18 protein-coding genes and 2 tRNA genes are annotated in these 23570 nt (G+C 67.1%); 12 read left to right on the forward strand and 8 right to left on the reverse strand.

Features of this window, described 5'->3' with window-relative positions; all coding sequences use genetic code 11:
• Positions 1-25 precede the first annotated feature (25 nt).
• Positions 26-1231: a deoxyguanosinetriphosphate triphosphohydrolase gene (locus ACU4E7_RS18195; RefSeq protein WP_447019718.1), complete on the reverse strand. Its 1206-nt coding sequence runs from the start codon at positions 1229-1231 to the stop codon at positions 26-28.
• Between the two features lie 107 nt (positions 1232-1338).
• Here ACU4E7_RS18195 and erpA point away from each other — a divergent pair, with 107 nt between their 5' ends.
• Positions 1339-1701 (forward strand): iron-sulfur cluster insertion protein ErpA, encoded by a 363-nt coding sequence (gene erpA, locus ACU4E7_RS18200; protein WP_447019719.1) that lies wholly within the window; start codon positions 1339-1341, stop codon positions 1699-1701.
• 41 nt (positions 1702-1742) lie between these two features.
• On the opposite strand, the gene ACU4E7_RS18205 is transcribed toward erpA, so the two are convergent.
• Positions 1743-2909 carry an alginate O-acetyltransferase AlgX-related protein gene (locus tag ACU4E7_RS18205; RefSeq protein ID WP_447019720.1) on the reverse strand — a complete coding sequence of 389 codons (1167 nt, stop codon included), beginning with the start codon at positions 2907-2909 and terminating at the stop codon, positions 1743-1745.
• A gap of 4 nt (positions 2910-2913) precedes the next feature.
• Positions 2914-4320, reverse strand: a complete 1407-nt coding sequence (locus tag ACU4E7_RS18210; protein WP_447019721.1) for an MBOAT family O-acyltransferase — start codon at positions 4318-4320, stop codon at positions 2914-2916.
• Between the two features lie 186 nt (positions 4321-4506).
• Here ACU4E7_RS18210 and xth point away from each other — a divergent pair, with 186 nt between their 5' ends.
• The gene (gene xth / locus ACU4E7_RS18215; protein WP_238122579.1) at positions 4507-5295 is read left to right on the forward strand and encodes an exodeoxyribonuclease III; all 789 of its coding nucleotides are present in this window, start codon (positions 4507-4509) and stop codon (positions 5293-5295) included.
• A gap of 11 nt (positions 5296-5306) precedes the next feature.
• The gene (locus ACU4E7_RS18220) at positions 5307-5723 is read left to right on the forward strand and encodes a GFA family protein (RefSeq protein WP_238122578.1); all 417 of its coding nucleotides are present in this window, start codon (positions 5307-5309) and stop codon (positions 5721-5723) included.
• Between the two features lie 94 nt (positions 5724-5817).
• Here ACU4E7_RS18220 and ACU4E7_RS18225 read toward each other — a convergent pair whose 3' ends face one another.
• The 5 genes from ACU4E7_RS18225 to ACU4E7_RS18245 all read right to left on the reverse strand — a co-directional run bounded on the left by ACU4E7_RS18225 (position 5818) and on the right by ACU4E7_RS18245 (position 13560).
• The gene (locus ACU4E7_RS18225) at positions 5818-6630 is read right to left on the reverse strand and encodes a tetratricopeptide repeat protein (RefSeq protein WP_273546322.1); all 813 of its coding nucleotides are present in this window, start codon (positions 6628-6630) and stop codon (positions 5818-5820) included.
• A 522-nt stretch (positions 6631-7152) separates the two neighbouring features.
• Positions 7153-9936: a valine--tRNA ligase gene (locus tag ACU4E7_RS18230; RefSeq protein ID WP_447021664.1), complete on the reverse strand. Its 2784-nt coding sequence runs from the start codon at positions 9934-9936 to the stop codon at positions 7153-7155.
• Positions 9937-10176: 240 nt separating this feature from the next.
• A complete protein-coding gene (locus tag ACU4E7_RS18235; protein WP_447019722.1) occupies positions 10177-10671 on the reverse strand; it encodes a PopZ family protein in 495 nt (164 codons plus the stop codon).
• Positions 10672-11336: 665 nt separating this feature from the next.
• On the reverse strand, positions 11337-12728 hold the full coding sequence (locus tag ACU4E7_RS18240) for a TolC family outer membrane protein (RefSeq protein WP_447019723.1): 1392 nt from the start codon (positions 12726-12728) through the stop codon (positions 11337-11339).
• 160 nt (positions 12729-12888) lie between these two features.
• Complete coding sequence (locus ACU4E7_RS18245; protein WP_447019724.1) at positions 12889-13560, reverse strand: protein-L-isoaspartate O-methyltransferase family protein; 672 nt, start codon at positions 13558-13560, stop codon at positions 12889-12891.
• A gap of 243 nt (positions 13561-13803) precedes the next feature.
• Between ACU4E7_RS18245 and ACU4E7_RS18250 the strand changes: the two genes are divergently transcribed.
• The 9 genes from ACU4E7_RS18250 (at position 13804) to ACU4E7_RS18290 (ending at position 23568) form a co-directional block, all read left to right on the forward strand.
• A complete protein-coding gene (locus tag ACU4E7_RS18250; RefSeq protein ID WP_447019725.1) occupies positions 13804-14265 on the forward strand; it encodes a group III truncated hemoglobin in 462 nt (153 codons plus the stop codon).
• Positions 14266-14350: 85 nt separating this feature from the next.
• Positions 14351-14424 (forward strand) — tRNA-Cys (locus ACU4E7_RS18255).
• A gap of 198 nt (positions 14425-14622) precedes the next feature.
• Complete coding sequence (locus ACU4E7_RS18260; protein WP_238122572.1) at positions 14623-16458, forward strand: ABC transporter ATP-binding protein; 1836 nt, start codon at positions 14623-14625, stop codon at positions 16456-16458.
• A gap of 127 nt (positions 16459-16585) precedes the next feature.
• Positions 16586-16661 (forward strand) — tRNA-Asn (locus ACU4E7_RS18265).
• A gap of 317 nt (positions 16662-16978) precedes the next feature.
• Positions 16979-18427, forward strand: a complete 1449-nt coding sequence (locus ACU4E7_RS18270; protein ID WP_447019726.1) for a glycosyl transferase family protein — start codon at positions 16979-16981, stop codon at positions 18425-18427.
• 349 nt (positions 18428-18776) lie between these two features.
• The gene (locus ACU4E7_RS18275; RefSeq protein ID WP_238122570.1) at positions 18777-21068 is read left to right on the forward strand and encodes a TonB-dependent receptor; all 2292 of its coding nucleotides are present in this window, start codon (positions 18777-18779) and stop codon (positions 21066-21068) included.
• Positions 21069-21125: 57 nt separating this feature from the next.
• Entirely contained in the window at positions 21126-21812 is a 687-nt protein-coding gene (locus tag ACU4E7_RS18280; RefSeq protein ID WP_447019727.1) for a Fe2+-dependent dioxygenase, read from the forward strand.
• Complete coding sequence (locus ACU4E7_RS18285) at positions 21809-22474, forward strand: tetratricopeptide repeat protein (RefSeq protein WP_447019728.1); 666 nt, start codon at positions 21809-21811, stop codon at positions 22472-22474. The genes ACU4E7_RS18280 and ACU4E7_RS18285 overlap by 4 nt, the downstream gene beginning before the upstream one ends.
• The gene (locus ACU4E7_RS18290) at positions 22471-23568 is read left to right on the forward strand and encodes an alpha-hydroxy acid oxidase (protein WP_447019729.1); all 1098 of its coding nucleotides are present in this window, start codon (positions 22471-22473) and stop codon (positions 23566-23568) included. The genes ACU4E7_RS18285 and ACU4E7_RS18290 overlap by 4 nt, the downstream gene beginning before the upstream one ends.
• The last annotated feature ends 2 nt before the right edge of the window (positions 23569-23570 follow it).

A 23570-nucleotide genomic window follows, 5' to 3' on the forward strand; every position in this document is an offset into this window, starting at 1 on the left:
TCCGATCGGGTTGGTTGCCGCGCGCCTATCGCAGATCCGGCGTCGTGTCAAAGAAACGGGCGTGCTGGTCGAGGGCGTAGCGGTCGGTCATGCCGGCGATGTAATCGGTCACCCGGCGAGCGAGGCGGTTCTGATCCAAGCTTTCCAGGTCTTCATGCCAGGAGGCCGGCATGTCCCGCGGCTCTGCCATGAAGTGGGCGAACAACTCACGCAGCACGCGCTGCGCCTCGCCCATGATCGCCTCCACCCGCGCATGGCGGTACATGTGGGGATAGAGGAAGCCCTTCAGCGCCTTCTCGGCCCCGGCCATCTCCGGCGAAAATCGGATGAGCGTGCGCCCTAGCCGGCGCACCTCATCAGCGGACTGCACCCCGGCGCTGGCGGCGTTGCGCGCGCCTTCCACCACCACATCCTCGATCAGGCGGGTGATCACCCGGCGCAGCACCTCGTTGACCGTGCGCGGCATGTCGAGGCCGGGGTAACGCGCCCGGACGTCCCGGATCGCCTCGCCCACCAGCGGCAGCGGCTCCAGCTCGTCCAGGCTGAACATGTGGGCGCGGATGCCGTCGTCGAGATCATGGACGTCATAGGCGATGTCGTCCGCCAGGGCGGCGACCTGCGCCTCCGGGCCGGCGTGGCTCCACAAGTCCAGATCCTGCAAGGCGGAGTGCACGACGATGGCGTGAGGCAGGCCGCCCGCATAGTGGCCGATGCCCTGCCCCTTCCGGTCGGTCAGCGGGCCGTTGTGCTTCACCAGCCCTTCCAGGGTCTCCCAGGTGAGGTTGAGGCCGTCAAACTGCGCATACCGGCGCTCGATGCGTGTCACCACGCGCAGCGACTGGGCGTTGTGATCAAAGCCCCCATGATTGGCCATGCAGGCGTTGAGCGCCCGCTCGCCCGCATGGGCGAACGGCGGGTGGCCAAGATCGTGGGCAAGGGCGAGAGCCTCGGCCAGATCCTCGTCCAGCCCCAGGGCGCGGGCGATGGAGCGCGCCACCTGCACCACCTCCAGCGTGTGGGTGAGGCGGGTGCGGTAATGGTCGCCCTCATTGAAGACGAAGACCTGAGTCTTCTGCTTGAGGCGGCGGAAGGCAGTGGAATGAATGATGCGGTCGCAATCCCGCCGGAAGCCGCTGCGCGGCGGCATCTCCGGTTCGTGAACCAGCCGCCCACGCGAACGCTCAGGGTCGCAAGCCCATGAAACCCGGGGCTTTGCGCCGGAAACCGCCATGTCCTGCTCCTCCCGCTCGGCCTTTTCGCGAGGCCAGCCCTTTCACTTCAACGGTTCCGGCCTTACCTTATGGGCCATTGCCAGCTTCAATTCGTAAAGTCGATACCATGGAAACCACACTCGCCCCCGAGCAGGCTTCGGCCGCTCCCGATTTCGCCGTCACCGATGCTGCAGCGCGCCGCATCCGCCAGATTCTGTCGTCGGAGCCTGCGGGCACCTTCCTGCGCCTCAGCGTGGAAGGGGGCGGATGCTCCGGCTTCTCTTACAAGTACGACATGACAACCGAGCAGGGTGATGACGACCTCATCATCGAGAAGGAAGGCGCCAAGATCGTCGTCGACCGGATCTCCCTCGACTACGTCAAGGGCTCCCAGCTCGATTACGTGGCGGACCTGATGGGCTCGGCCTTCAAGATCCACAACCCCATGGCCACGGCCAAGTGCGGCTGCGGATCGAGCTTCGCCGTCTGACCGGCGCCTGAGAGCAAACACGTCCCGCCGCCGGCGCGACCTCACGGGGCCGCGCCGAGGGGGATCGCATTGCCGCGCGGCCGCGGCAGGCCTGCCGGCCAATTGTCCGGCGGGCACGGGAAGAAGCGCTCGGTGCGCGCGTAGATCAGCAGGTCGGGCTTGAACGCCTTCACATCGTTGAAGTTGAAGTCGCAGCTTCCGGTGGTCTTCAGCGAGGCATGCATCCAGCCCACGACGCTGACGTCCGCATTGGCGAACAGCCCCGCCCAAATGCCCACGGTGAACGAATCTCCCATGATCAGCACCCGCTCGCCGGTGGGCGCATAGTCCCGCGCCACCGATTTGAAGGCGAAGTGCTCATTGTGGTGAATGAGGGCGGGATCAGGCCGTTGGGGACCGGCCGGGCTCTTGTAGAGCAGCTGGAAGTTCTCCTCCTTCACCTCCGGCGGCATGCGCATGCTGCGCAGCAGGTCGCCCCGCGGCGAGGGCACCCGCCCGCCGATCACCTGGCTCACATCCACCTGCCAGCCCGGATGGCCGGCGGCGGCCATCACCGCGTTGAAGGCGAGGATGGAGCTGCGGGTGTTCCAATGGGTATCGGTGAGGAGATAGCGGGGCCAGGGCGCCCGTCGCAGCACCCGGCGCAGGTCGACCGTGGTCACCCCCTCCGCCTCCAGGCCGGCCAGGGCGAGGCTGTATTCGGTGGTGGGATAGCGCAGGAGATCGGTCCAGGCCGGCAGCTCCTCCAGCTCCACGGATTGGGCATTGGGCGGCAGCGCCACCACCACCTTGGTGCCGAGGGGCGCGAGGCTCCGCTGCATCTCGCCGATCATGGAAACGAAGCGCTCCACCTCAGGCGCGCGCACCAGGGCGCCGGCCGATTGCTCCGGCGTGCGCTCCACGCCCCAGAACAGCTGGCCATTGCGGCCGGCATAGATGGGGTAGCTGTCGGGCGCATCCAGGGCGCGGCGCAACTCCCGGCGCAGCACCGGCAGGGTGGCGCGGAAGCCGAAATTGTCATGAATGAACTCGCCGGCATTGCGGAAGATCACATGGGCCGTGCGCCCCCAGCCCCATTCGGGCGCCAGCGGCGTGCGCGCCTTCCAGGTGCCCAGCGGGTCCGGAATGATGTTCGAGAGGAACAGCAGGCCGATGATGCCGGCCACCAGGACCCCGATGTAGCGGCGATGTCGCGCGAGCAGGTTCATGGCATCAGAACCGGTAATAGAGGAAGGGCGTGGGGATGGTACCGCCCACCCAGATCACGCTCATGATCATGAGCGCGGCGATGAGGCCGTAATCCGCCACCGTGGCCAGCACCCCCTCCCCCGACAGGATCTTCCAGCGCCGCCAGCGGAAGAAGCCGATGAGACCACCAACGATCAGCGCCACGATCGATAGGGTATGGAGGCCGAAGCCGAGCGCCATGGAGGGCCGCGAGAAGCCGTTGGCCCCCACCAGGCCTGAGAAGAGATCCAGTGCCCCGGGCAGCGTATCGGCCCGGAACCAGACCCAGCCCAGCATCACCACCACCACGGCATAAAGGTGCGACACCGGCCCCGGAAGGCGCTTCAGCCAGCGGCCGAGCCAGGCCCGTTCCAGGATGAGGAAGGCCCCGTGATGGGCACCCCAGATCACGAAGTTCCAGCTCGCCCCGTGCCACAGGCCGCACAGCAGGAAGACGACGGACAGGTTCACATAGGTCCGCGCCGGCCCATGCCGGTTGCCCCCCAGGGGAATGTAGAGATAGTCCCGCAGGAAGGCCGACAGGCTCATGTGCCAGCGCCGCCAGAACTCGGTGATGGAGTGGGAGCTGTAGGGAATGCGGAAGTTGCGCGGCAGGGTAAAGCCCACCATCACGCCGAGGCCCACGGCCATGGTCGAGTAGCCGGCGAAGTCGAAATAGATCTGCACCGTATAGGCATAAACACCCAGCCACGCTTCCACGAAGGTCGGGTTGGTGGTGGTGTCGAACACACCCACCACCAGGCGCGAGACCTCATCGGCAATCAGCACCTTCCAGGCCAGCCCGATGGCAAACAGCCGCGCGCCGGCGGAAAACCGGCCCCAGGTGACGCGCCTGTCCGCGAGCTGCCGGGCGACCGTGGAGTAGCGCACGATGGGGCCCGCCACCAGCTGCGGGAACATGCACATGTAGAGCGCGAACTGGGCCGGGTCCGTATTGGCCCGCACCTTTCGCTTGTAGATGTCGGCGAGATACGAAATCGCGTGAAACGAATAGAAGGAAATGCCCAGCGGCAGGGAAATGTGGGGCTGCGGCAGGGCCACGCCCGTGGGCTCCAACAGCACATTGAGATTGCCGATGAGGAAGTCGGTATATTTGAACACCCCGAGCAGCAGCAGATTAAAGGTGACGCCGCCGATGAGGACGCGCTGCCGTTCGCGCCCCTCCTTCAGGTCCATGGCCTTGGCGATGAAGAAGTTGACGGCGACGGAGGCCAAGAGCAGCACGATGTGCGGCGTGTATCCCGAGGCGTAGAACACCAGGGAGAAGGCCAGAAAGATATAATTCCGCAGCGCGATGGTCTTCGCGGCGAAGTAGGAGACCAAGAAAAGCGGGAAGAAATAGAACAGAAACTCGATGGACGCGAACGTCATGTCGCTAGGTCACCTGGACAATGGCAAGGGTGGTGCATGCCATCCTTTTCCCCCCGCCGCAACCCTGCCGCCGGGTCGCCCCGCGTTACGTTATGTATCTGCGGACCTCCGCCGGTTGCCCCGGCCCGCGTGGGGAGTATGCTCGCCGCGCCCGAACCGACGGGCCCCCGAAGGAGCCGGATCCCCATGCGCATCGCCACCTGGAATGTGAACTCCATCCGCCAGCGGCTCGACCATGCGGTCGCCTGGCTGAAGGAGGCCAATCCGGACGTGGTGTGCCTGCAGGAGATCAAGTGCCAGACCGACGCCTTCCCCAGGGAGCCGTTCGAGGCGCTGGGCTACAATGTCACGGTGCACGGCCAGAAGACGTTCAACGGCGTCGCCCTGCTCTCCAAGCTGCCGCTGGAGGACGTGAGCCACGGCCTCGCCGGCGATGATGGCGACGAACAGGCCCGGTTCATCGAGGCGGTGGTTTCAGTGAAAACCGGCGTGGTGCGCGTCGCCTGCCTCTATCTGCCCAACGGCAACCCGCCGGATACCGAGAAATATCCCTACAAGCTCGGCTTCATGAACCGGCTCAATGCCTTTGCCGCCGACCGATTGGCCCTGGAAGAGCCGCTGATCCTCGCCGGCGATTTCAATGTGATCCCGCAGCCCATCGACGCCGCCGATCCGTCCGCCTGGCTCGGCGACGCATTGTTCCTGCCGCGCACCCGCGCCGCCTTCCGCGGCCTTCTCCATCTCGGCCTCACCGACGCGGTACGCGCCACCACCGATGCCGAACGGGTGTTCACCTTCTGGGATTATCAGGCCGGGGCCTGGCAGCGGGATTTCGGCATCCGCATCGACCATCTGCTGCTGTCGCCCCAGGCGGCCGACAAGCTCATCGGCGCCGGCATCGACAAGCATGTGCGGGCCTGGGAAAAGCCCTCAGACCACGTGCCGGTCTGGGCCGACTTTTCCATCGCTGTCTGAGGCGCAAAGCCATGGCCCCCTTTCCCGCGCAGCCCCTCGTCGGCGGTTGCCTGTGCGGCGCGGTGCGCTATCGCATCAAGCAGGTGCGCACCGCCTTCTGGTGCCATTGCACCATGTGCCAGAAGGCCTCCGGCTCCGCCGCCGTGCCGTGGGCCAGTGTCGCCCGCGACGATCTGGAGCTGACGGACGGAACGCTGACGCGCTACGCCTCTTCTGAAGGGGTGATCCGGGGGTTCTGCGGCAGCTGCGGCAGCCCGATCCTGTTCGATATGGCGTGTGAGGCGGAGGTGGATATTACCGTCGGCACCCTGGACCAGCCCGACGCCGTGCAGCCCAGCCACCATCTGTGGACCCATTCGGCCCGCGCCATGACCGCGGGCCTCGGCGCCGACCTGCCACGTTTCGCCGCCGAGCGCGACCCACCTTAGCCCAAGGCAGGCCAACGGTGCAGGCCAACGGTGCAGGCCAACGGTAGACCAAGGGTCGACCAGGGGTCGATAGCCGGCCTGCAGTCGGCGCTCTTCAGCGCCGTGCGGTCTTCAGCCAGTTTTCGAGATAGGCCAGGGCCATGGCCCGTTCATCGGGCGAGGCTTCAGCGAATACCTTTTCGTGCAGCTCCACCACCCATTTGTCTTCGGGCCGCGCCGCCGCATCCCGCGCAAGTGTGAGCCACATGAGGCCGCGTGCCGCCTGGCGGGGAACGCCCTCTTCGCCGCGGAACAGCAACTCGCCCAAGGTGGCCTGCGCCTCAAACTGCCCCTTCTGGGCGGCCAGGGTCAGCCAACGCCCGGCGTTGCGCGCGTCCTTCGGCCCGCCCACGCCTTCCAGATACAGCTTGCCCAGATGGTACTGGGCATCGGCGTCACCGAAATAGGAGGCGGCGTAGGAATACATGTCCCGCGCGCGGGTGGGATTGCGCTTCACGCCGGCCGAGGGAATGCCCACCAGATAATAGGAGCCCAGCGCGACGAACGCATTGGCCACGAAGCGCGACTGTGCCGTGCCGGGATAGTCATCCGCGTGGGAATTGGCGATCCGGCTGTAATAGGTGAAGGCCTTGGCATCGTCCCGCTTCACGCCGTCGCCATCGGCATAGATCTTGGCCAGCTTCCACTGGGCCATGGGGTGGCCCTGGGCCGCGGCATAGCCAAGAGCGTCGAGGCCCTTGGCGGTCTCGCCCTGGCGCAATGCCAATGCACCGGCACGAAACGCCTCATCCACCGGCCGCGTGGCCGGTACCACCGGCACATCCACCGGCGGGGTGATGGGCTGCTGCGCCTGGGTGGAGCCATCGAAGGCGGATGCGACCGGCGCGCTCAGCAGCAGACCGACCATGCTGGCGAACAGCAGCCCGGCCGCACGGCGCGTGGCCGGTGCGCTCACGGCGCGGCCCGGGCCACGACCCGCCCGTGGCGCCGCGCGGCGCGCTGATGGGGACAGAAGCCCGCCCCGGGGGCTTGGTAAACGTTCCGCAAACATGATGCTGGAAACTTGGCAGACGGCGGCGGCAATATCGGGGCCGAGGAAAGGCCGCCTGGCGGCCTCACTTGGGCACCGTTCCGTCGCGCTCCGCCCTGCAAGCCTATGTGCCATCCACCGCGTGCGCATCCGGACTCTACCTCAAACGCGGCGGCCGGAAACACTTTCCAGGCTACGCTCACCGCCCCGTGTCGCCCTCTGGTGTCGTGGCGTTTTGTGGCGGGATCGCGGCGTTTGCGGCGGCCGGGCCGGCGGAACCCGGGAAAGGGTGGCGGTGTGACTTTGCCGTCACACAGCCGTCAGCCCCCAACCCTGGCGGTTCCCTTGCGACTCGCGGCTGGGAGCGACCCCCGCGCGGCGGGCCGCTCACAGCCCGTTTCAGGCGCCGGACAGCTGGCCGATGGCGGCGCGCACCTTCTCCTTGCGCAGGAGATATTCGGCGCGCTTCTCCCGCTCGGCCTCGACCACTTCTTCCGGGGCCCGGGCCACGAAGCTCTCATTGGAGAGCTTGCCGTCGATGCGGGCCACTTCCTGGTCGAGCTTGCCCTCTTCCTTCTTCAGGCGGACCAGCTCGGCGGCGAGGTCCACCACTCCGGCCAGCGGCAGCGCCGCCACCTCACCGCGCACCACCATCTGCACCGACTCCCCGGGCATAGCGTCGGCAATGGTGATGTCTTCGAGCCGCGCCAGCCGGCGCAGGGCATCGTCCCACTGGGCGGCGCGGGCAGCCGTTTCGGCCGAGGGCTGCACCAGCACCAGCGGCACCTGGGCGGAGGCCGGCACGTTCATTTCGGCGCGCACGGAGCGGATCTCGGTCACGAGATCCACCACCCAGCCCACTTCGGCCTCCGCATCGGGGGCCTCCAGGCCCGCGAGGTCCGGCCAGGGCGCCAGCGCCAGCAGGCTCTCGCGCGCGGGGCCCTCCTTGCCGGTCTCGGCCCACAGCTCTTCGGTGAAGAAGGGCATGAAGGGGTGCAGCAGCGCCATGGCCACATCCAGCACATAGGCCGTGGTGGCGCGGGTCTCGTCCTTGGCGGCGCCATCCGGCCCGGACAGCACCGGCTTGGCCAGCTCCAGGTGCCAGTCGCAGAACACGTTCCACAGGAAGCGGTAGATGCCGCCCGCCGCGTCATTGAAGCGATAGGCGAGGATGGCTTCCTGCACCTCGCCGACGGCGCGGGCGGCCTCGCCGATGATCCAGCGGTTGAGGGTGCCGTCCACCTTGGCGGGATCGAAGCCGGCGCCCCGCACGCAGCCGTTCATCTGGGCGAAGCGCACCGCGTTCCAGAGCTTGGTGGCGAAGTTCCGATAGCCCTCCACCCGCGAGGTGGCGAGCTTGATGTCCCGGCCCTGGGCCGCCATGGCAGCCAAAGTGAAGCGCAGGGCATCGGCGCCGTATTTGTCCACGAGGTCCAGCGGGTCGATGACGTTGCCCTTCGACTTCGACATCTTGGCCCCCTTCTCGTCGCGGACGAGGGCGTGGATGTAGATGTCCTTGAACGGCACTTCGCCATCCATGAAGTGCAGACCCATCATCATCATCCGGGCGACCCAGAAGAAGATGATGTCAAAACCCGTCACCAGCACGCTGGTGGGATAGAATTTCTTCAGTTCCTCGGTCTCATCCGGCCAGCCCATGGTGGAGAAGGGCCACAGCGCGGAGGAGAACCAGGTGTCGAGCACATCCTCATCGCGGGTGAGGAAGCCCGCGCGCTTATCGGCATCGGCGATCAGCGCTTCGGCCTCTTCGGCGGAGAGCGTCTCGTTGCCCACATTGTGCTTGAGGGCCTGCTCGAAGGCCTCGTCTTCATCCAGCGCGACGAAGACGTTGCCAAAGGGATCATACCAGGCGGGGATCTGGTGGCCCCACCACAACTGGCGCGAGACGCACCAGGGCTGGATATTCTCCAGCCACTCGAAATAGGTCTTTTCCCAATTCTTCGGCACGAAACTGGTGCGGCCCTCACGCACCGCCGCCAGGGCCGGCTGCGCCAGAGTCTTGGCGTCCACATACCACTGGTCGGTGAGCCAGGGCTCGATGACCACGTTGGAGCGATCGCCGTGGGGCACCATGTGGGTGTGCGGCTCGATCTTCTCCAGCAGCTCCAGATTGGTCAGCAGCTCGACGATGGTCTTGCGCGCCGCAAAGCGGTCGAGCCCGCCCAGGTGCTCCAGCACGCCGGCGTCCACCGGCTCCACATAGGCCTCCGGGCGCTCGGCGCGATCATCCGCGATACCGGAGATGTCGATGCGTGCCTCGGCATCGAGCACGTTGATCATGGGCAAGCTGTGGCGCTTGCCCACCTCGAAATCGTTGAAATCGTGCGCCGGCGTGATCTTCACCGCGCCCGATCCCTTTTCCGGGTCGGAGTATTCATCGGCGACGATGGGAATGCGGCGGCCCACCAGGGGCAGGATGACGTTCTTGCCGATCAGGTCCCGATAGCGCTCGTCATCCGGGTGCACCGCCACCGCCGTATCGCCCAGCATGGTCTCCGGGCGGGTGGTGGCGACGATGATGAAGCGGCCCTTCTCCCCTTCGATGGGGTAGCGCAGATGCCAGAGATTGCCCTTCATCTCCACCGGCACCACTTCGAGGTCCGAGATGGCGGTAATGAGCTTAGGGTCCCAATTGACGAGACGCTTGTCCTTGTAGATCAGCCCCTCACGATAGAGCTGCACGAACACCTTGAGGACCGCGCGCGACAGACCCTCGTCCATGGTGAAGCGCTCGCGCGACCAATCGCAGGATGCGCCGAGCCGCTTCAGCTGGCCGACAATGGTGCCGCCCGACTCGGCCTTCCAGGTCCACACCCGCTCGATGAAGGCGGCGCGGCCCATATCGCGGCGGCCGGGCTGCTGCTGCGCCGCAAGCTGGCGTTCCACCACCATCTGTGTGGCAATGCCCGCATGGTCGGTACCCGGCTGCCACAGCACGTCCTTGCCGCGCATGCGCTCGAAGCGGGCCAGGATGTCCTGCAGCGTGTTGTTGAGTGCGTGGCCCATGTGCAGGGAGCCGGTGACGTTCGGCGGTGGGATGACGATGGAAAAGCCCGGCTTGTCCTTGCGCTCGGGGCGCCCGCAGCGGAACGCGCCTTCCTGTTCCCAAGCCTCGGCAATGCGGGCCTCGACGGATGCGGGATCGAACACTTTCTCGAGCATGGACATGAGCTCCGCGGCCGCGACGCCCCGCAGGCCCGGGCGACGCCCAGGCCGTGCCGGCATCCGTCGCGCTAGGGACAGGATGGTTTCAGATGGGGTTAAGCCGCAGCACCCGGCAAAGGTCAACAGCGGCGGCTCACAAGGCCGCCCTGCGTGCACCGAAGACGCCACCCCGCCCCTGCCTCGCCCCTGCCCCGCGACACAGCGCGCCGGAGCCCGGCTTGGATGGGAATGGCCGGCCTAGCGCCGGTTGCTGGTGACCCGCTCGATCTCGGCCCGGACCGCGCGCTCCACGATGCCGGACAGATTTTCATCCAGCCACGCCTTGAGCATCGGCCGCAGGATCTCCTTCACGAGATCCTCGATGGTGCGCTCCTGCTGGGGCAAGACCAGATCACCAAGGGAGCGGAATGCGGCCGAAACGGCCGCATCCACCGCCGGCGAGAGCAGATCCCGCCGCGGCAGCGGAACGCCGGGCGTTTCATCCGGCGCCGCCACTCTCGGCGGGGCTGGGGGGCGATCCAACGGCGAAGTGGCCGGCGTGGGCCCTGTCGCAGTCTGCGTCGTGCGGCGGCCGCTATCGCGGAGCTCCTCTTCGCGGACATCCTCGCCACCGGCAGCGTCCTCGCCATGCCAAGCGCGATCGGTCCGCTCGGCCTCCGGGCGCCAGCCCACCGGTCGCGCGGCGACAGCGGGGCTTTCGCGATGGCGACGCGCGGTCATCGGACGGAGCATGGGGCGCGCACCTCCATCCGCTGCGGCGCGGCCCACGGCTGCGCTGCCCGCACGTCCACCTTGCGCCGCCATCGGCGGTTCAAGCCAGGCGTCCGCCCCATCGCTCAGGTCATTCAGCGTGTCATCCTCCGGTCCAGGGGCCTGAGGATGCTCATGGCGGTGGTGCAACTCGTCCTGCGGCTCGGCCGCATACCGGCCCCCGGCGACCGGAGACGGCGGCCGCTCCCGGCTGTGCGCCGCCGGCGGCTCCGCCAGCCGTGCCCGCATAGGGAGGGGCGGCATGGGGTGTGGAGTGGCGGGGGGTGCCGTGACGGCGTGCGCAGGCATGGCCTGCACCGGCGCGGGTCGTGCGTCCCCGGGCCGCGCAGCACGAGCCCCTGCCGCTCCGCCAGACGGTGCGGCACGCCGTTCCGGAGCCGGGCGCGCCAGATCGGCCGAGGAGGCGGAACGCGAAGGATCGTCATCGGCGATGATGCGACGGATGGACGCGAGAATCTCTTCCATCGACGGCTCTTGCGCCTTCGGATTACCAGGCATGTCGCAACCCCGGCCGTGGCGGCAGGTGGCGCTCATATCCCGGCGCCGCCCACCCCAGAATCACCATCAGGACAGGAGTATGACACCGGCGACAGAGATCGTGCCAGCGCCCTCCCCCCGCTTTCCCGCTATTGACCGTCGGGCGTGCGCACGCCGGCCCAGCTGTCGCGCACCTGATGATAGTGCACAGCCGGGTTGTAGACGTTGACCTTGAGCTTGAGCGACTGGGCGTCGAGCTTGCCGATGGTGGACACCAGAGAATAGGCCGCCACCACCCGGTCGCGCTGGGCGATCACCAGCGCGGAGCGCGAGTTGGTCAGGTCGCGCTGTGCGTTCAGCACGTCGGTGGTGGTGCGCTGGCCGACGCGCCACTCTTCACGCACGCCTTCCAGGGCCAGGGTGTTCGCCGCGACCGAGGCCTGCGCCGCCTGAATCTGCACCTTGGTCGCCTCCAAAGCGCCCCAGTACTGCACGGCCTGGGAGCGGATGGCGTCGCGGTTCACATCCACCTCGATGCGGGCCTGCGACAGCAGCTCCTTCGCCTGGCGGATGTTCGCGTACTCCACGCCGCCCTGGTAGATCGGCACCGACAGGTTGAGCGTCACCGCCGCCGAGCCGAGGGACTGCACCGACAGCGAGGTGTCGTTGGCCTGGGACAGCTGGCCCTGCACATTCAGATTGGGCATCAGCGCGCCCTCGGCCACCTTCACCTGGAAGGTCGCCGCGTCCACCGCGAACTCTGATGCCTTGACCGCCGGATGAGTCGAAAGACCCGCGGACACCACCTTGCCGAGATTGTTCGGCAGCATCCATTCGATGGAGCGGGGCGTGGTGAGCTTGCCCGGCTCCACACCGATCACCTGACGATAAACGCCGCGCGCGGAGCTGAGATTCGCGACCGCCTGGCTCACCTGATACTGCGCATCGGCGACGCGGGCCTCGGCCTGCGCCACGTCGGTACGGGTCACCTCACCCACGTTGAAGCGGTCGCGGGTGGCGCGCAGTTCCTGTTCGAGGGCGGCCAGGTTCTGGTGCTGCAGATCCAGGAGCGCGATCGCCTGAATGACATCCATGTAAGCGGTGACGCCGTTCAGGAGGACGGCCTGCTCCGTGTTCCGCAGGGTCTCGCGGGAGCCACGCACCTGGCTTTCGGCCGACCGGGTCGAATTGGCGGTGATGAAGCCGTTGAAAATCGTCTGAGTCGCGGTCAGCGCGAAGGTCCGCGACCACAGGGTGCCGTTCTGCCGAGGCGACCCGGTGGCCTGCTGGCGCACACCTTCTGGCCCCGCGGCAGCGCTGCCGAACAAGGTCGGCCGGTAGCCGGAGAGCGCCTGAGGCACGCTTTCGTCCACCGCCCGCGTGCCGGCGCGCTGGGCGTTCAGGGTCGGATTGTTGACGTAAGCCGAGGCAAGCGCCGAATCGAGAGGCTGCGCCCCCGCGCCGGACGCCGTCACAATGACGGCGCCGACCCCCGCCAGGATAGCGATTACGTCTCGGCGAAAGCTCGTCGCAAGCGACATCTATATCTCCTGGGCCCTGCACGACGGTAAAGATACGCTGCATGCACCCGTCGTGCGGTAACGGATTGGCAACATATCCGCAGCTCACCGCTTGGGAAACCGATCGGTTCGATTTACCCGTCGCTTTTCGCCCGACCGCGGCAAACAGGCCACAGAAGTGTCAGAAAACGAAGCGTGGCGCGGCCTCGAAGCCGGGCAGGCGCGGCACGGCGGCGTTGAAAGCCGGCCATTCAGACACCTGGCCGGACACCTTCGTATAAAGGCGGGCCTGACCGGCGCCGCCCTGGCCGAAGACCGTCACCAGCCGCCCGCCCTCTTTGAGCTGACCGAACAGGGTCGGGGGAATCAGATCCACGGCGCCGTTCACGAAGATCACGTCATAGTCGGCTTCCGCGGGCCAGCCGGCCACCAGCGGGCCCTGCATCACCGCCACATTGTCCACCCCAAGCTCAGCCAGGGTCTTGGTGGCGGCGGCCGCGAGCTCCGCGTCTTCCTCCAGCGCCACCACCTGCTGCGCCAGCCGCGACAGCACGGCGGCGGTGTAGCCGGTACCAGCCCCGATATCGAGCACGTGGTCGTTTTCCTGCACATCGGCGAGCTGAATCAGCCGCGCCACCACCATGGGCTCCACCAGATAGCGGGCCGGGGTGCGCCCCTGCGCCGGGCGGATGATGAGATCGTCGTCGATATAGGCCAGGGACTTGAGGGGCGCGGGCACGAACTTCTCCCGCGGGATTTCGAGCATGGCGCCGACGATGCGGTGGTCGGTCACGTCGTTGGCGCGAACCTGGGCGTCCACCATGCCACGGCGAAGCTCGACGAAATCGATCATGTCATCCCTCCGGACCTCAGCGCGCGGGCATCAGTCTGGCTAGCCCGCCGGGTCAGTTCGAGTTCAAGAGCCACATTGCCGCCCCTTTTGCAAGGCGCCACCAGGGGTCGGCCGCCGGCCGAAAGGCAAACCCGCGCTGTGGCAGGCCGTCGCACGGGGGCAGCCCGGACTTGCCGGCCCGGCGCATGCGGCGTCAACCTTCCGGGCGCTCTCCCAGGGGGAGCCGATGCCGGAGCCTTCGCCATGACCGCCCCCCTTTCTCCCGCCCCCCTTTCTCCCGCCGCCGGGCGCCCCGCCGCCACCACCGAGCAGGCGGTGCATGATCTGGTGCACGGCTTCTATGACGTGGTACGTGCCGATCCGCTCATCGGACCGGTTTTCATGGCGCACATCGCCGCCGAAGCCTGGCCCGTGCACCTCGCCAAGATGTGCGATTTCTGGTCGTCAGTGCTGCTGAAGACCAAGCGTTACGATGGCCGTCCCCTGCCCCCGCACACCACGCTGGGGCCGTTGAACGATGCGCATTTCCTGCGCTGGCTGGCCCTGTTCCGCCCGGTGGCGCGGGCCACCCTGCCACCGGAAGACGCCGCCCGCGCCATCGCCCACGCGGAGCGGATGGCCAACAGCTTCCGCATCGGCATTGCCATGCACGCCGGCGGCGACGTCACCCGCATGGCGCCGCTGCCCAGCGAGGCGGAGGCCTGAGCCGGGCTTTTGCACAAAGCCCGGGATTGCGCCCTGCCCCAGCTTGCGCCCCCGCGACGAACCCCTTATGAAGCGCAGCTCGTGAGGCCACGTGGCGGAGTGGTTACGCAGCGGACTGCAAATCCGTGTACGGGGGTTCGATTCCCTCCGTGGCCTCCACGGCAGCCCGGAGAGCCGTCGTCCGGCCCGGCCACTTCGGCCTCGCAGCCCGCTCTGCCCATCCTTCACCACGGATCGGATCCGCCGGAACGGGCCTCTCGCGGCTCCGCCTTGAGCGCACGCGCATTGACTTGAAACGACCGCGGCGGTTCAACAACGCACCAAGCGGTGCGCATTTGCCGACCGCCGGAGAACCGCATGAACGCAAAATCGGCCCCCCCGCCGCGGGAGCCCGTGAGCAATGATGAGACGGTAAGCATCCTGCGCCGCCTTCTGCTCTCGGACGGCAAGCGGCACTGGAAAGGCTACGCTCTCGCTTTCGCCTTCATGGCCACCATGGGGGCCTGCACCGCGGGCCTCGCCTATCTGATGAAGGATGCGGTGGACGCCATCTTCGTGGCCCCCACCCCCGCCGCCGTCTGGGCGGTGGCTATCGTCGTGATGGTTCTGTCGGTGATCAAGGGCGCCTCGACCTACGGGCAGAGCATCACCATGGCGCGGATCGGCAACCGCATCGTGGCCGACAATCAGAAGCGCGCCTTCGACAAGCTGCTGCGGCAGGACGTGAGCTATTTCGCCACCCGTCACACGGCCGAGGTCTCATCCCGCTTCAATGCCGGTGCCAACGGCGCCCGCGGAACCCTCAACCTGGTGGTGGCGAGCATCGGCCGCGACCTGCTCTCGCTGCTCATGCTGGCCGCGGTGGCCATCTTCCAGGATCCGTTCCTGGCGATCATCGCCCTGGTGGTGATGCCGGCGGCGGTGTTCGGCACCCGCAAGCTCATCCGTCGCGCCAAGACCATCTTCACCACCGGGTTCAAGTCCGGCGTGAAGCTCTCGTCCATCGCCCTCGAGGTGTTCCAGGGCATCCGCACGGTGAAGGCCTACACGCTGGAGCCGGAGATGCTTCAGCGCACCCACGCTTATATCGACGAGGTGGAGAAGAACGCCAACCGGCTCGTGCGCACCCAGGCGAAGTCCAGCCCGCTGATGGAGAGCCTGGGCGGCCTCGCCATCGGCGGCGTCATCCTTTACGCGGGCTATAACGTGATCGTGGTGGGGCGCTCGCCAGGGCAGTTCTTCTCCGTGCTGACCGCGCTGCTGCTGGCTTATGAGCCCGCGAAGCGCCTGGCCCGCCTGCACGTGGAGCTGGTGAACCACCTGATGGGCGCGCGCATGCTATTCGAGCTGCTCGATTCGCCCGCACCCGAGCTCGATCCCCCGGGCACGCCCGACCTGCCGCGTCCTCAGGGGCGAGTGGAGCTGCAGCATGTGGAATTCGGCTATCGCCCCGGCGAGCCGGTGCTGCGCGGGCTCGACCTGGTAGCCGAGCCCGGCCAGACCACGGCGCTGGTGGGCCAATCGGGCGGCGGCAAAACCACCGTCATCAACCTCATCGAGCGCTTCTACGAGCCGCAGAGCGGCGCGGTGCTGTTCGATGGGGTGGACACCCGCACCGTCACCCGCCGCTCGGTGCGCTCCGCGGTGGCGCTGGTGAGCCAGGATGTCTACCTGTTTTCCGGCTCCATCCGCGACAACATCGGCTATGGCCGTCCCGGCGCCAGCGAAGATGAGATCATCGCCGCCGCACGCGCCGCCCACGCCCATGACTTCATCATGGGTTTTGAAGGCGGCTACGACACCCATGTGGGCGAGCACGGCGCGCAATTGTCCGGCGGCCAGCGCCAGCGCATCGCCATCGCCCGCGCCTTCCTGAAGGATGCGCCGATCCTGCTGCTCGACGAGGCCACCGCCGCCCTCGACAGCGAGTCGGAAGCTGAGGTGCAGAAAGCGTTGCAGCTGCTGCAGCGCCAGCGCACCACCATCGTCATCGCCCATCGCCTGCAGACCGTGGTGGGGGCCGACAAGATCTGCGTGATCGAAGGCGGCCGGGTGATGGAATCGGGCACGCACGACGAGCTTCTGGCCAAGCGTGGGCGCTATTTCGGCTTCTACCACATCCAGTTCGCCCACGAGTCCACGCCGCCGGAACCCACGGGCGGCGATGATCCGCAAGCGCTTCTGCGCGCTTGATTTCGGCACCCGACGCAGCGCACTTGTGCACACCCAATGGGGCCCGGAAGCGGAAAACCTCCGCTTTCGGGCTTCACAAGCCCGCGGGGGATTGCTATATCGCCGGCCTCGGTCGGAAACGACCTGTTCCCCGATAGCTCAGTTGGTAGAGCGTTCGACTGTTAATCGAATGGTCGCAGGTTCGAGTCCTGCTCGGGGAGCCATCTCTCAAACGCCGCGCACCGGCGTTTCTCTTTCCAGACTCGCAAATCTGCCGTTCCGCGGTGTCCCCGCCGCACTACGCCATTCCTGACGCCTGCGTCTGACGCAGGGGAAGTGGCGAGCAGCTGCATACCTCCTCCCTGCAAACTCTGCTGTCCATTGACGGAATGGCGATCTGCTCAGCGCCTGACATGGCGACCCGGGCGACAGACCACCTGCGGATGCTTGGCGCGGCACCTGCAGCGCCTGTATGCATGGCTCTTTCAACCGTGAAGGGGAGGTGGCCATGCAGCCTCCGGGCGGCCCCGCGACGCGCGAAATGTCAGAATCCGAACCCAGCCCTGAGCGCTCAGATGCGCTCGGGCGAGGACGGCTGCTTTATGTTCTCGATGTCCTTCTCACGACCCGCAGTGTGACAGCGGCGGCGCGGCAGCTTGGCCTGCAGCCATCGGGCGTGAGCCGCATTCTCGGCGAGCTGCGCACCGCGTTCGACGATACCTTGCTGATCCGTTCGGGCCGAGGGCTGGTGCCTACCCCCAAGGCGGAAAGCCTGCGCCCACAGATTCGCGACATCGTCCGCGACATCGACGCCGTCTTTGCCGATCCCGCGACCGGCAGCGCAGCGGACAAGCCCGCACCCTTCGACCGTCGTTGGAACGTGCCCTATCCCGAGACAGTGCCTCAGTTGGCGGTCGCATCCGCCACGCTCAAGCAGGACGCGGAGCCGGCGGGCCGGCGGCAGGAGCCAGACAAAGCCGAGACGCCGCCGCACGCGCAGCTCGCCCAGCTCATCGGCACCGTCGCCGGCCGCCGCAAGGCACCGGGCCATAGCCTCGATGTGGAGCAGGCCCAGACGGCCATGTCGATCATCCTCGATGGCGCGGCGGATCCGGTGCAGGTGGGCGCGTTCCTCAGCTTCATTCATCTGCAGGGCACGACCGCGACGGAGCTGGCCGGCTTCGTCAGAGCGGCCCGGCAACACGTCTCAACCCGCTTCGGGCGGCCGGATCATCTGCGCGCCGATCTGGACTGGCCCTGCTACATCTCCCCGCGAGACCAGCGTCCGCCGTGGTTTTTCCAAGCCGCCAGCCTGGTGGCCCGGGCCGGATATCGGGTGGTGCTCCACGGCAGCAGCGGCAGCGGCCTCACGGCGGGGCGCCATAGCGTGGTGGCGGACCTGCTGGGCATCGTTTCCTGCCGCACACCTGCACAGCTGGAGGCGGCGCTTGGCGCGCACGCCATCGCCTATCTGCCCTTGCCTGCTCTTTCGCCGCAGCTGTTCCGGCTGCTCGGTCTCCATGCGCTCACGGAGACGCGTTCGCCGGCCCATGAGCTGGTGCATCTGCTGCAGCCGGTGCCTGCCCGCGCCACCCTGCTGGGCGTGGGCAAGCCCTCCTATCAAGAGATCCACCGCGACACCGCCGTGTTGCTGGGTGAGCGACACCTGGCGATGATCGACAATTCGCGAGACGTGGCCCAATTCAACCCATTCCGCGCCACCACCATCCATCGGCTGGTGGACGGGGTTCCGCGCGACGACTTCGTCGCCAGCCTGCCCGCACCCGCCTCGCGGGATCGCACGCCCTTCACCAGCATGGAGCACTGGAGCGCGGTATGGCGCGGCACCGTTCGCGATCCGCGCGCCGAGAGCATCGTCATCGCCACGGCGGCAACCGCCCTCCTCTGTCTCGATGCAGACTCAGGGATCACCTTCGATGACGCCCGCCAGCGGGCATCGGAGCTTTGGGCCGCGCGCGACAGGAACTGACGCTCCGGCTGTGGACCTTGCGGAACCGCAGCCCACCCTGTGTCATTTCGGCAACACTCCGTTTCAGCTACCCCACCGAAGTGGGAACAAGCTATTGTTTTCAATTCATTTTCTAAATCGCGCGATCCACCTCATCCGCGCGCGAGCGGGGGTGCATCGCCGCTCCTCCTGAACCACAAAGGGTGGAATGATCCCTTCCGATACCCCGGCATCGTGCGTCATGGTGCATTTAGAAGCGCTCTGAATTATGCGCGTTGATACGTTGAGACACGATCCGTAATGCTCCGGTCATTTCCAGACATTCACTGAATTCTGGCGCACAATTTATAAGTATTCTTAGGAGCATATCATGCAACGGGATGGCTCGGACCTGTGCCTCAGACCCCTCATTTCCGGGGCGCGAACGACGGCGGGCACGTTGTTGGGCTTCACCGTGCTGCCTATGGCGGCATTGGCCCAGGAAGCGGATAGCGCGAATACCAGCACCACCCGGCGGGATTCACCGAACGTGGTGGAACTGGACACGGTCGAGGTGCAGGCGGCCGAACAGGGCAACACCAATTTCGCCTCGCTGGGCATCGCCCGTCTTCCGACTACGGTTCAGGACACGCCGCAGACCATCACCGTCGTTCCGCAGGAACTCATCCAGCAGCAGCAGATCACCACTCTGGGCCAGGCGCTGCAGAACGTGCCGGGCATCACCATGTCCTCTGGCGAGGGTAATGGCGGCCCGGCCGGCGACCAGTTCCGCATTCGCGGCATTCCCGCCCGCGGCGACATCTATTCCGATGGCCTGCGAGACTTCGGCATCTACACCCACGACATGTTCGACACTGAAAGCGTCGAGGTGATCATGGGGCCGAACGGCGAGGCCTTCGGCGTTGGCAATGCCGGCGGCCTCATCAACCAGACCACCAAGCGGGCGCATCGCGGCAACGTCACCAGCATCGACCAGCAGCTGGGGTCCGGCCCGCTCTATCGCACCACCATTGATGGCAACTACCAGATCGACGAGAAGACGGCGATCCGACTCAACGCTGTCTACAACAAGCAGGACGTGGCGGACCGCAACAACATCTTCACCGATCGGGCCGGCATCGCCGCCAATATCGGTTTCGGACTTGGCACGGACACCACCTGGTTCCTGAACTACATGTATCTGCATGGCGACAGCATGCCTGACATGGGCGTGCCGTTCGTCACCGCGAAAGACGGCATCGTGCGGCCCATCACCGATTTCGGCCTGGTCAGCTACGATTCCGCGACGTCTTACGCCCGCAGTTTCAATCGCGACATCACCGACGTGCAGGTGGTGACGTCCAACTTCTCGAAGGAAGTGAACAACTGGTTCACCTTCAATAACGACACCCGCTTCTCCGTCTATGCCCGTGATTTCAGCGCCACCAACCCGTCGGCGTGCACCGGCACCTGCGCGGCGACCATTCTGAGCGGCGGCAACTACCGGCTGAGCTATGGGGCCGGCGGCGGAATGACCTACAACCAGACCGGCTGGGGCTTCCAGAACGTCGCCTCGGGCCGCTTTGAATTCTCGGTCGGCGGCTTCAAGAACAAGGCGATCGTCGGCATCGACACCGTCTATCAGGAAGATCAGCGGCACATGATGACCGCCGTCAACCGCGTCAATGATCAGATGATCATCAACCCGCGCTATCTCTACCCGCAGACCTGGTTCTACTATAACGGCGTCAATGCGCGGCTGGCCAATGCCACAGACATCGGTCTGTTTGCCAGCGATCGGCTCTGGTTCACGGAGCAGCTGTCCGTGCAGGCCGGCGTGCGCTGGGACTATTTCAACAGCGAGTTCAATGGCGTCGTGGCGGGCATCGGCGGCTCGCAATCGGCGCAGGAATTCAGCCCGGCTGTCAGCATCATCTACGAGCCCTCGCGCAACTACACCTATTACGCCTCCTTCTCGCGGACCTACCGCCCCATCGGCACCGACGTGGCCGCGGCAACCGGAGGTTCTGGGTCGGAAGTGCCGCAGGACACCGTCAACAGCGAGCCGGAAAGCTCGGACCTGTATGAGCTCGGGGTGAAGGCCAACTTCCTCAACGGCCGGCTGGGGGCCACGGCTGCGGTGTTCCGGGTCGATAAGGAGAATTCCTACGCCGTCGATCCGACCACCGGCGACATCACGCCCGGCTTCTCCGATGCCGGCCTCGGCCTCAGGGTGCAGGGCGTGCAGCTCGGCCTGAACGGTCTCGTCACGCAGCAGTGGATGGTCAATCTCGGCTATTCCTACCTTGATGGCGAGACCACCTATTCGTCGACCATCGCGCAGATCGGCAATGTGGCGCCCAATGTGCCGACGAACAATTTCTCGGCCTGGACCAGCTACGACCTCGAAACCCTGGTGCACCCCGACACCAAGCTGATGGTGGGCGGCGGTGTGCGCTATGCCTCGGCCTATTGGTCCGATGCCGCCAACACCGGCCGCGTGCCCGAGACGTTCTCGCTCGACGCCATGGTGTCCCTGGAAACCCACGACAAGAAGCTCCGCATGGCGCTCAACGCCTACAACCTCACCGATCATCAGAACTACACCTCGTCGTTCAACGTGGCGCGCGTGGTTCCCGCTTCGGGGCGGACCTTCATGTTCAATATCGGCACGACATTCTGAAGGAGGCTCGTGCCATGCGTCCCCGCCCTTTCCGGTGGGGGCGCATGGCCATCGCCCATGCTGTTGACGATCCCGAATGTCCTGAACGCGGAGGAGCTCCGCGCCGCCCGCGACCTGCTCGACCGGTCGGAGTGGGTGCACGGCCGCGCCACCGCCGGCACCCTCGCCGCGCGGGTGAAGAACAACGCCCAGCTGGCGCCGGACAGCCCGCAGGCCCTGGCCCTCGGACAAATGGTGCTGACAGCCCTCGGCCGTTGCCCCAGCTACACCTCGGCGGTGTTGCCGCTGCGCGTGTTGCCGCCCATGTTCAATCGCTACGACACGGGCATGACCTTTGGCCTGCACACGGACAACGCCATTCGCGCGCTTCCCGGTGGTTCCGGCCAGCAGTTGCGGGCTGATGTCTCAACCACCCTGTTCCTGTCGGAGCCCGACGACTATGACGGCGGCGCCCTGGTGATCGAGGATACCTACGGCGCCAAGGAGGTGAAGCTGCCGGCCGGCCACATGGTGGTCTATCCCGCATCGAGCCTGCACCGCGTCACCCCGGTGACGCGCGGCAGCCGGCGCGCGGCGTTCTTCTGGGCCCAATCCATGGTGCGGGACGATGGGCAGCGGGCCATGCTCTATGATCTCGATGTGGCGATCATCGAGCTGCGCCAACGGGTGGGCGATGACGACCCGGCCGTGCAGCGGCTGGTCAGCCACTATCACAACCTTCTGCGTCGCTGGGCCGAGCTGTGAGCGCGGCGCAGGGCCCCGCCGCCCCGACCCTCGCCGAGGCGCAGCTGGCGCTGGGACAGATGGAGCTCGACCGCGGTGCGCCGGCCGCCGCCCTGGAGTGGTTCCGCGCCGCCGCCCGCAGCGGCGATCCGCAGGCCTTCAACATGCTCGGGCGCTGCCATGAACGGGGCTGGGGCATCGCCGCCGATCCGGCCCGGGCGGCGCATTACTATCAACGCGCAGTGGATCTGGGGGACGGCTGGGCCATGTTCAATCTGGCCGATCTCCACCTGCGTGGCATCGGCGTGCCGCAAAGTGACGAGGCCGCGCACGGGCTCTACGTGCGCGCGGCCCGGAAGGGCAACAGCAAGGCGTTGACCATGCTCGGCCTGCTGTACGAGGACGGGCGGATTTCCGGGCCCACGCTCCGCGATGTCGCGGCCCTCTATGAGGCCGCGGCGGAAGGCGGAGACGGCTGGGGCGCGCTGAACCTCGCGCGGCTGCTGCTGGGCGGCGGAGATGTCGCCAGCGCCTGCCTCTGGCTGGAGCGCGCCCTCGCCCACGGTTTCGGCGATCTGTTCCGCGCCATGGCCGAGCTCCTGCGCGATCAGCCCGATCCCCGCATCCGCGCACTGGCGGAGCAGGCGGCCCGGCGCGGTCAGCTGGAGGCCCGGTGCGCATGATGACGGTGCCCGCCGACTGCGTCTGCGCCCAGGATTATGAGCACTATTTCGCCGCCCGCGTCGACCCGGCGGTGCGGGCCTATGTGGACGGAAGCGCCGCCGACGGCCTCACCGCCGCCCGCAACCACGCCGCTTTCGACCGGCACCTGCTGATGCCACGCGTTCTGCGCGACATGCGGCAGGCCTCGGCTGCCGCCACGCTGTTCGGGACACCCTTCGCCTTCCCGCTGGGGCTTGCGCCCACCGCCTATCATAAGCTGGTGCACCCGGACGGCGAGGCCGCCACCGCGCTGGGCGCCGCGCTCACCGGCACGCCGATGATCGTCAGCACCCTGTCGAGCACGCCGGTGGAAACCCTCGCGGCCATCGATGGCGCGCACCTGTGGTTCCAGCTCTATGCCCAGCCCCGCTGGCCCGACACGGTACGGCTGCTGCGGCGGGCGGAGGCGGCGGGGTGCCGCGCCATCGTGATGACGGTGGATGCGCCCTTGAACGGCATCCGCAACATGGAGCAGCGCGCCGGCTTTCGCCTGCCTGCCCACATCGAGGCCGTGCACCTTCGGGACATGGCGCCCCTCGATGGCCCCGCCATGGCCCCGGGCAGCCCGGTGTTCCAAGGTCTTCTGGCCCATGCCCCCACCTGGGACACGCTGGCGGCCGTGTGCGCGGCGACGGCCCTGCCGGTGCTGGCGAAGGGCATCCTCGCCCCGAACGACGCGGAGCAGGCGGTGGCCGTCGGGTGCGCCGGCATCATCGTGTCCAATCATGGTGGGCGTGTCCTCGACAGCACGCCCGCTGCATTGGAGATGCTGCCCCATGTGGCCGCCACCATTGATGGCCGGGTGCCTCTTCTTGTCGACGGCGGCATCCGGCGCGGCACCGACATTCTCAAGGCGCTGGCGCTGGGTGCGCGCGCCGTGCTGCTGGGGCGGCCGGTTCTGCATGCCCTTGCGGTGGGCGGCCCGGCCGGCGTCGCCCACCTGTTGACGGTGCTGCGCACCGAGCTCGAGGCGGCCATGGCCCTCACCGGCTGTCCGCGCATCTCCGACATCGACGCCGGCGTGCTGGCGGCAAGCACTGTCTCGCCGCGCTGAGC

The sequence above is a fragment of the Xanthobacter sp. ZOL 2024 genome (assembly GCF_052932325.1).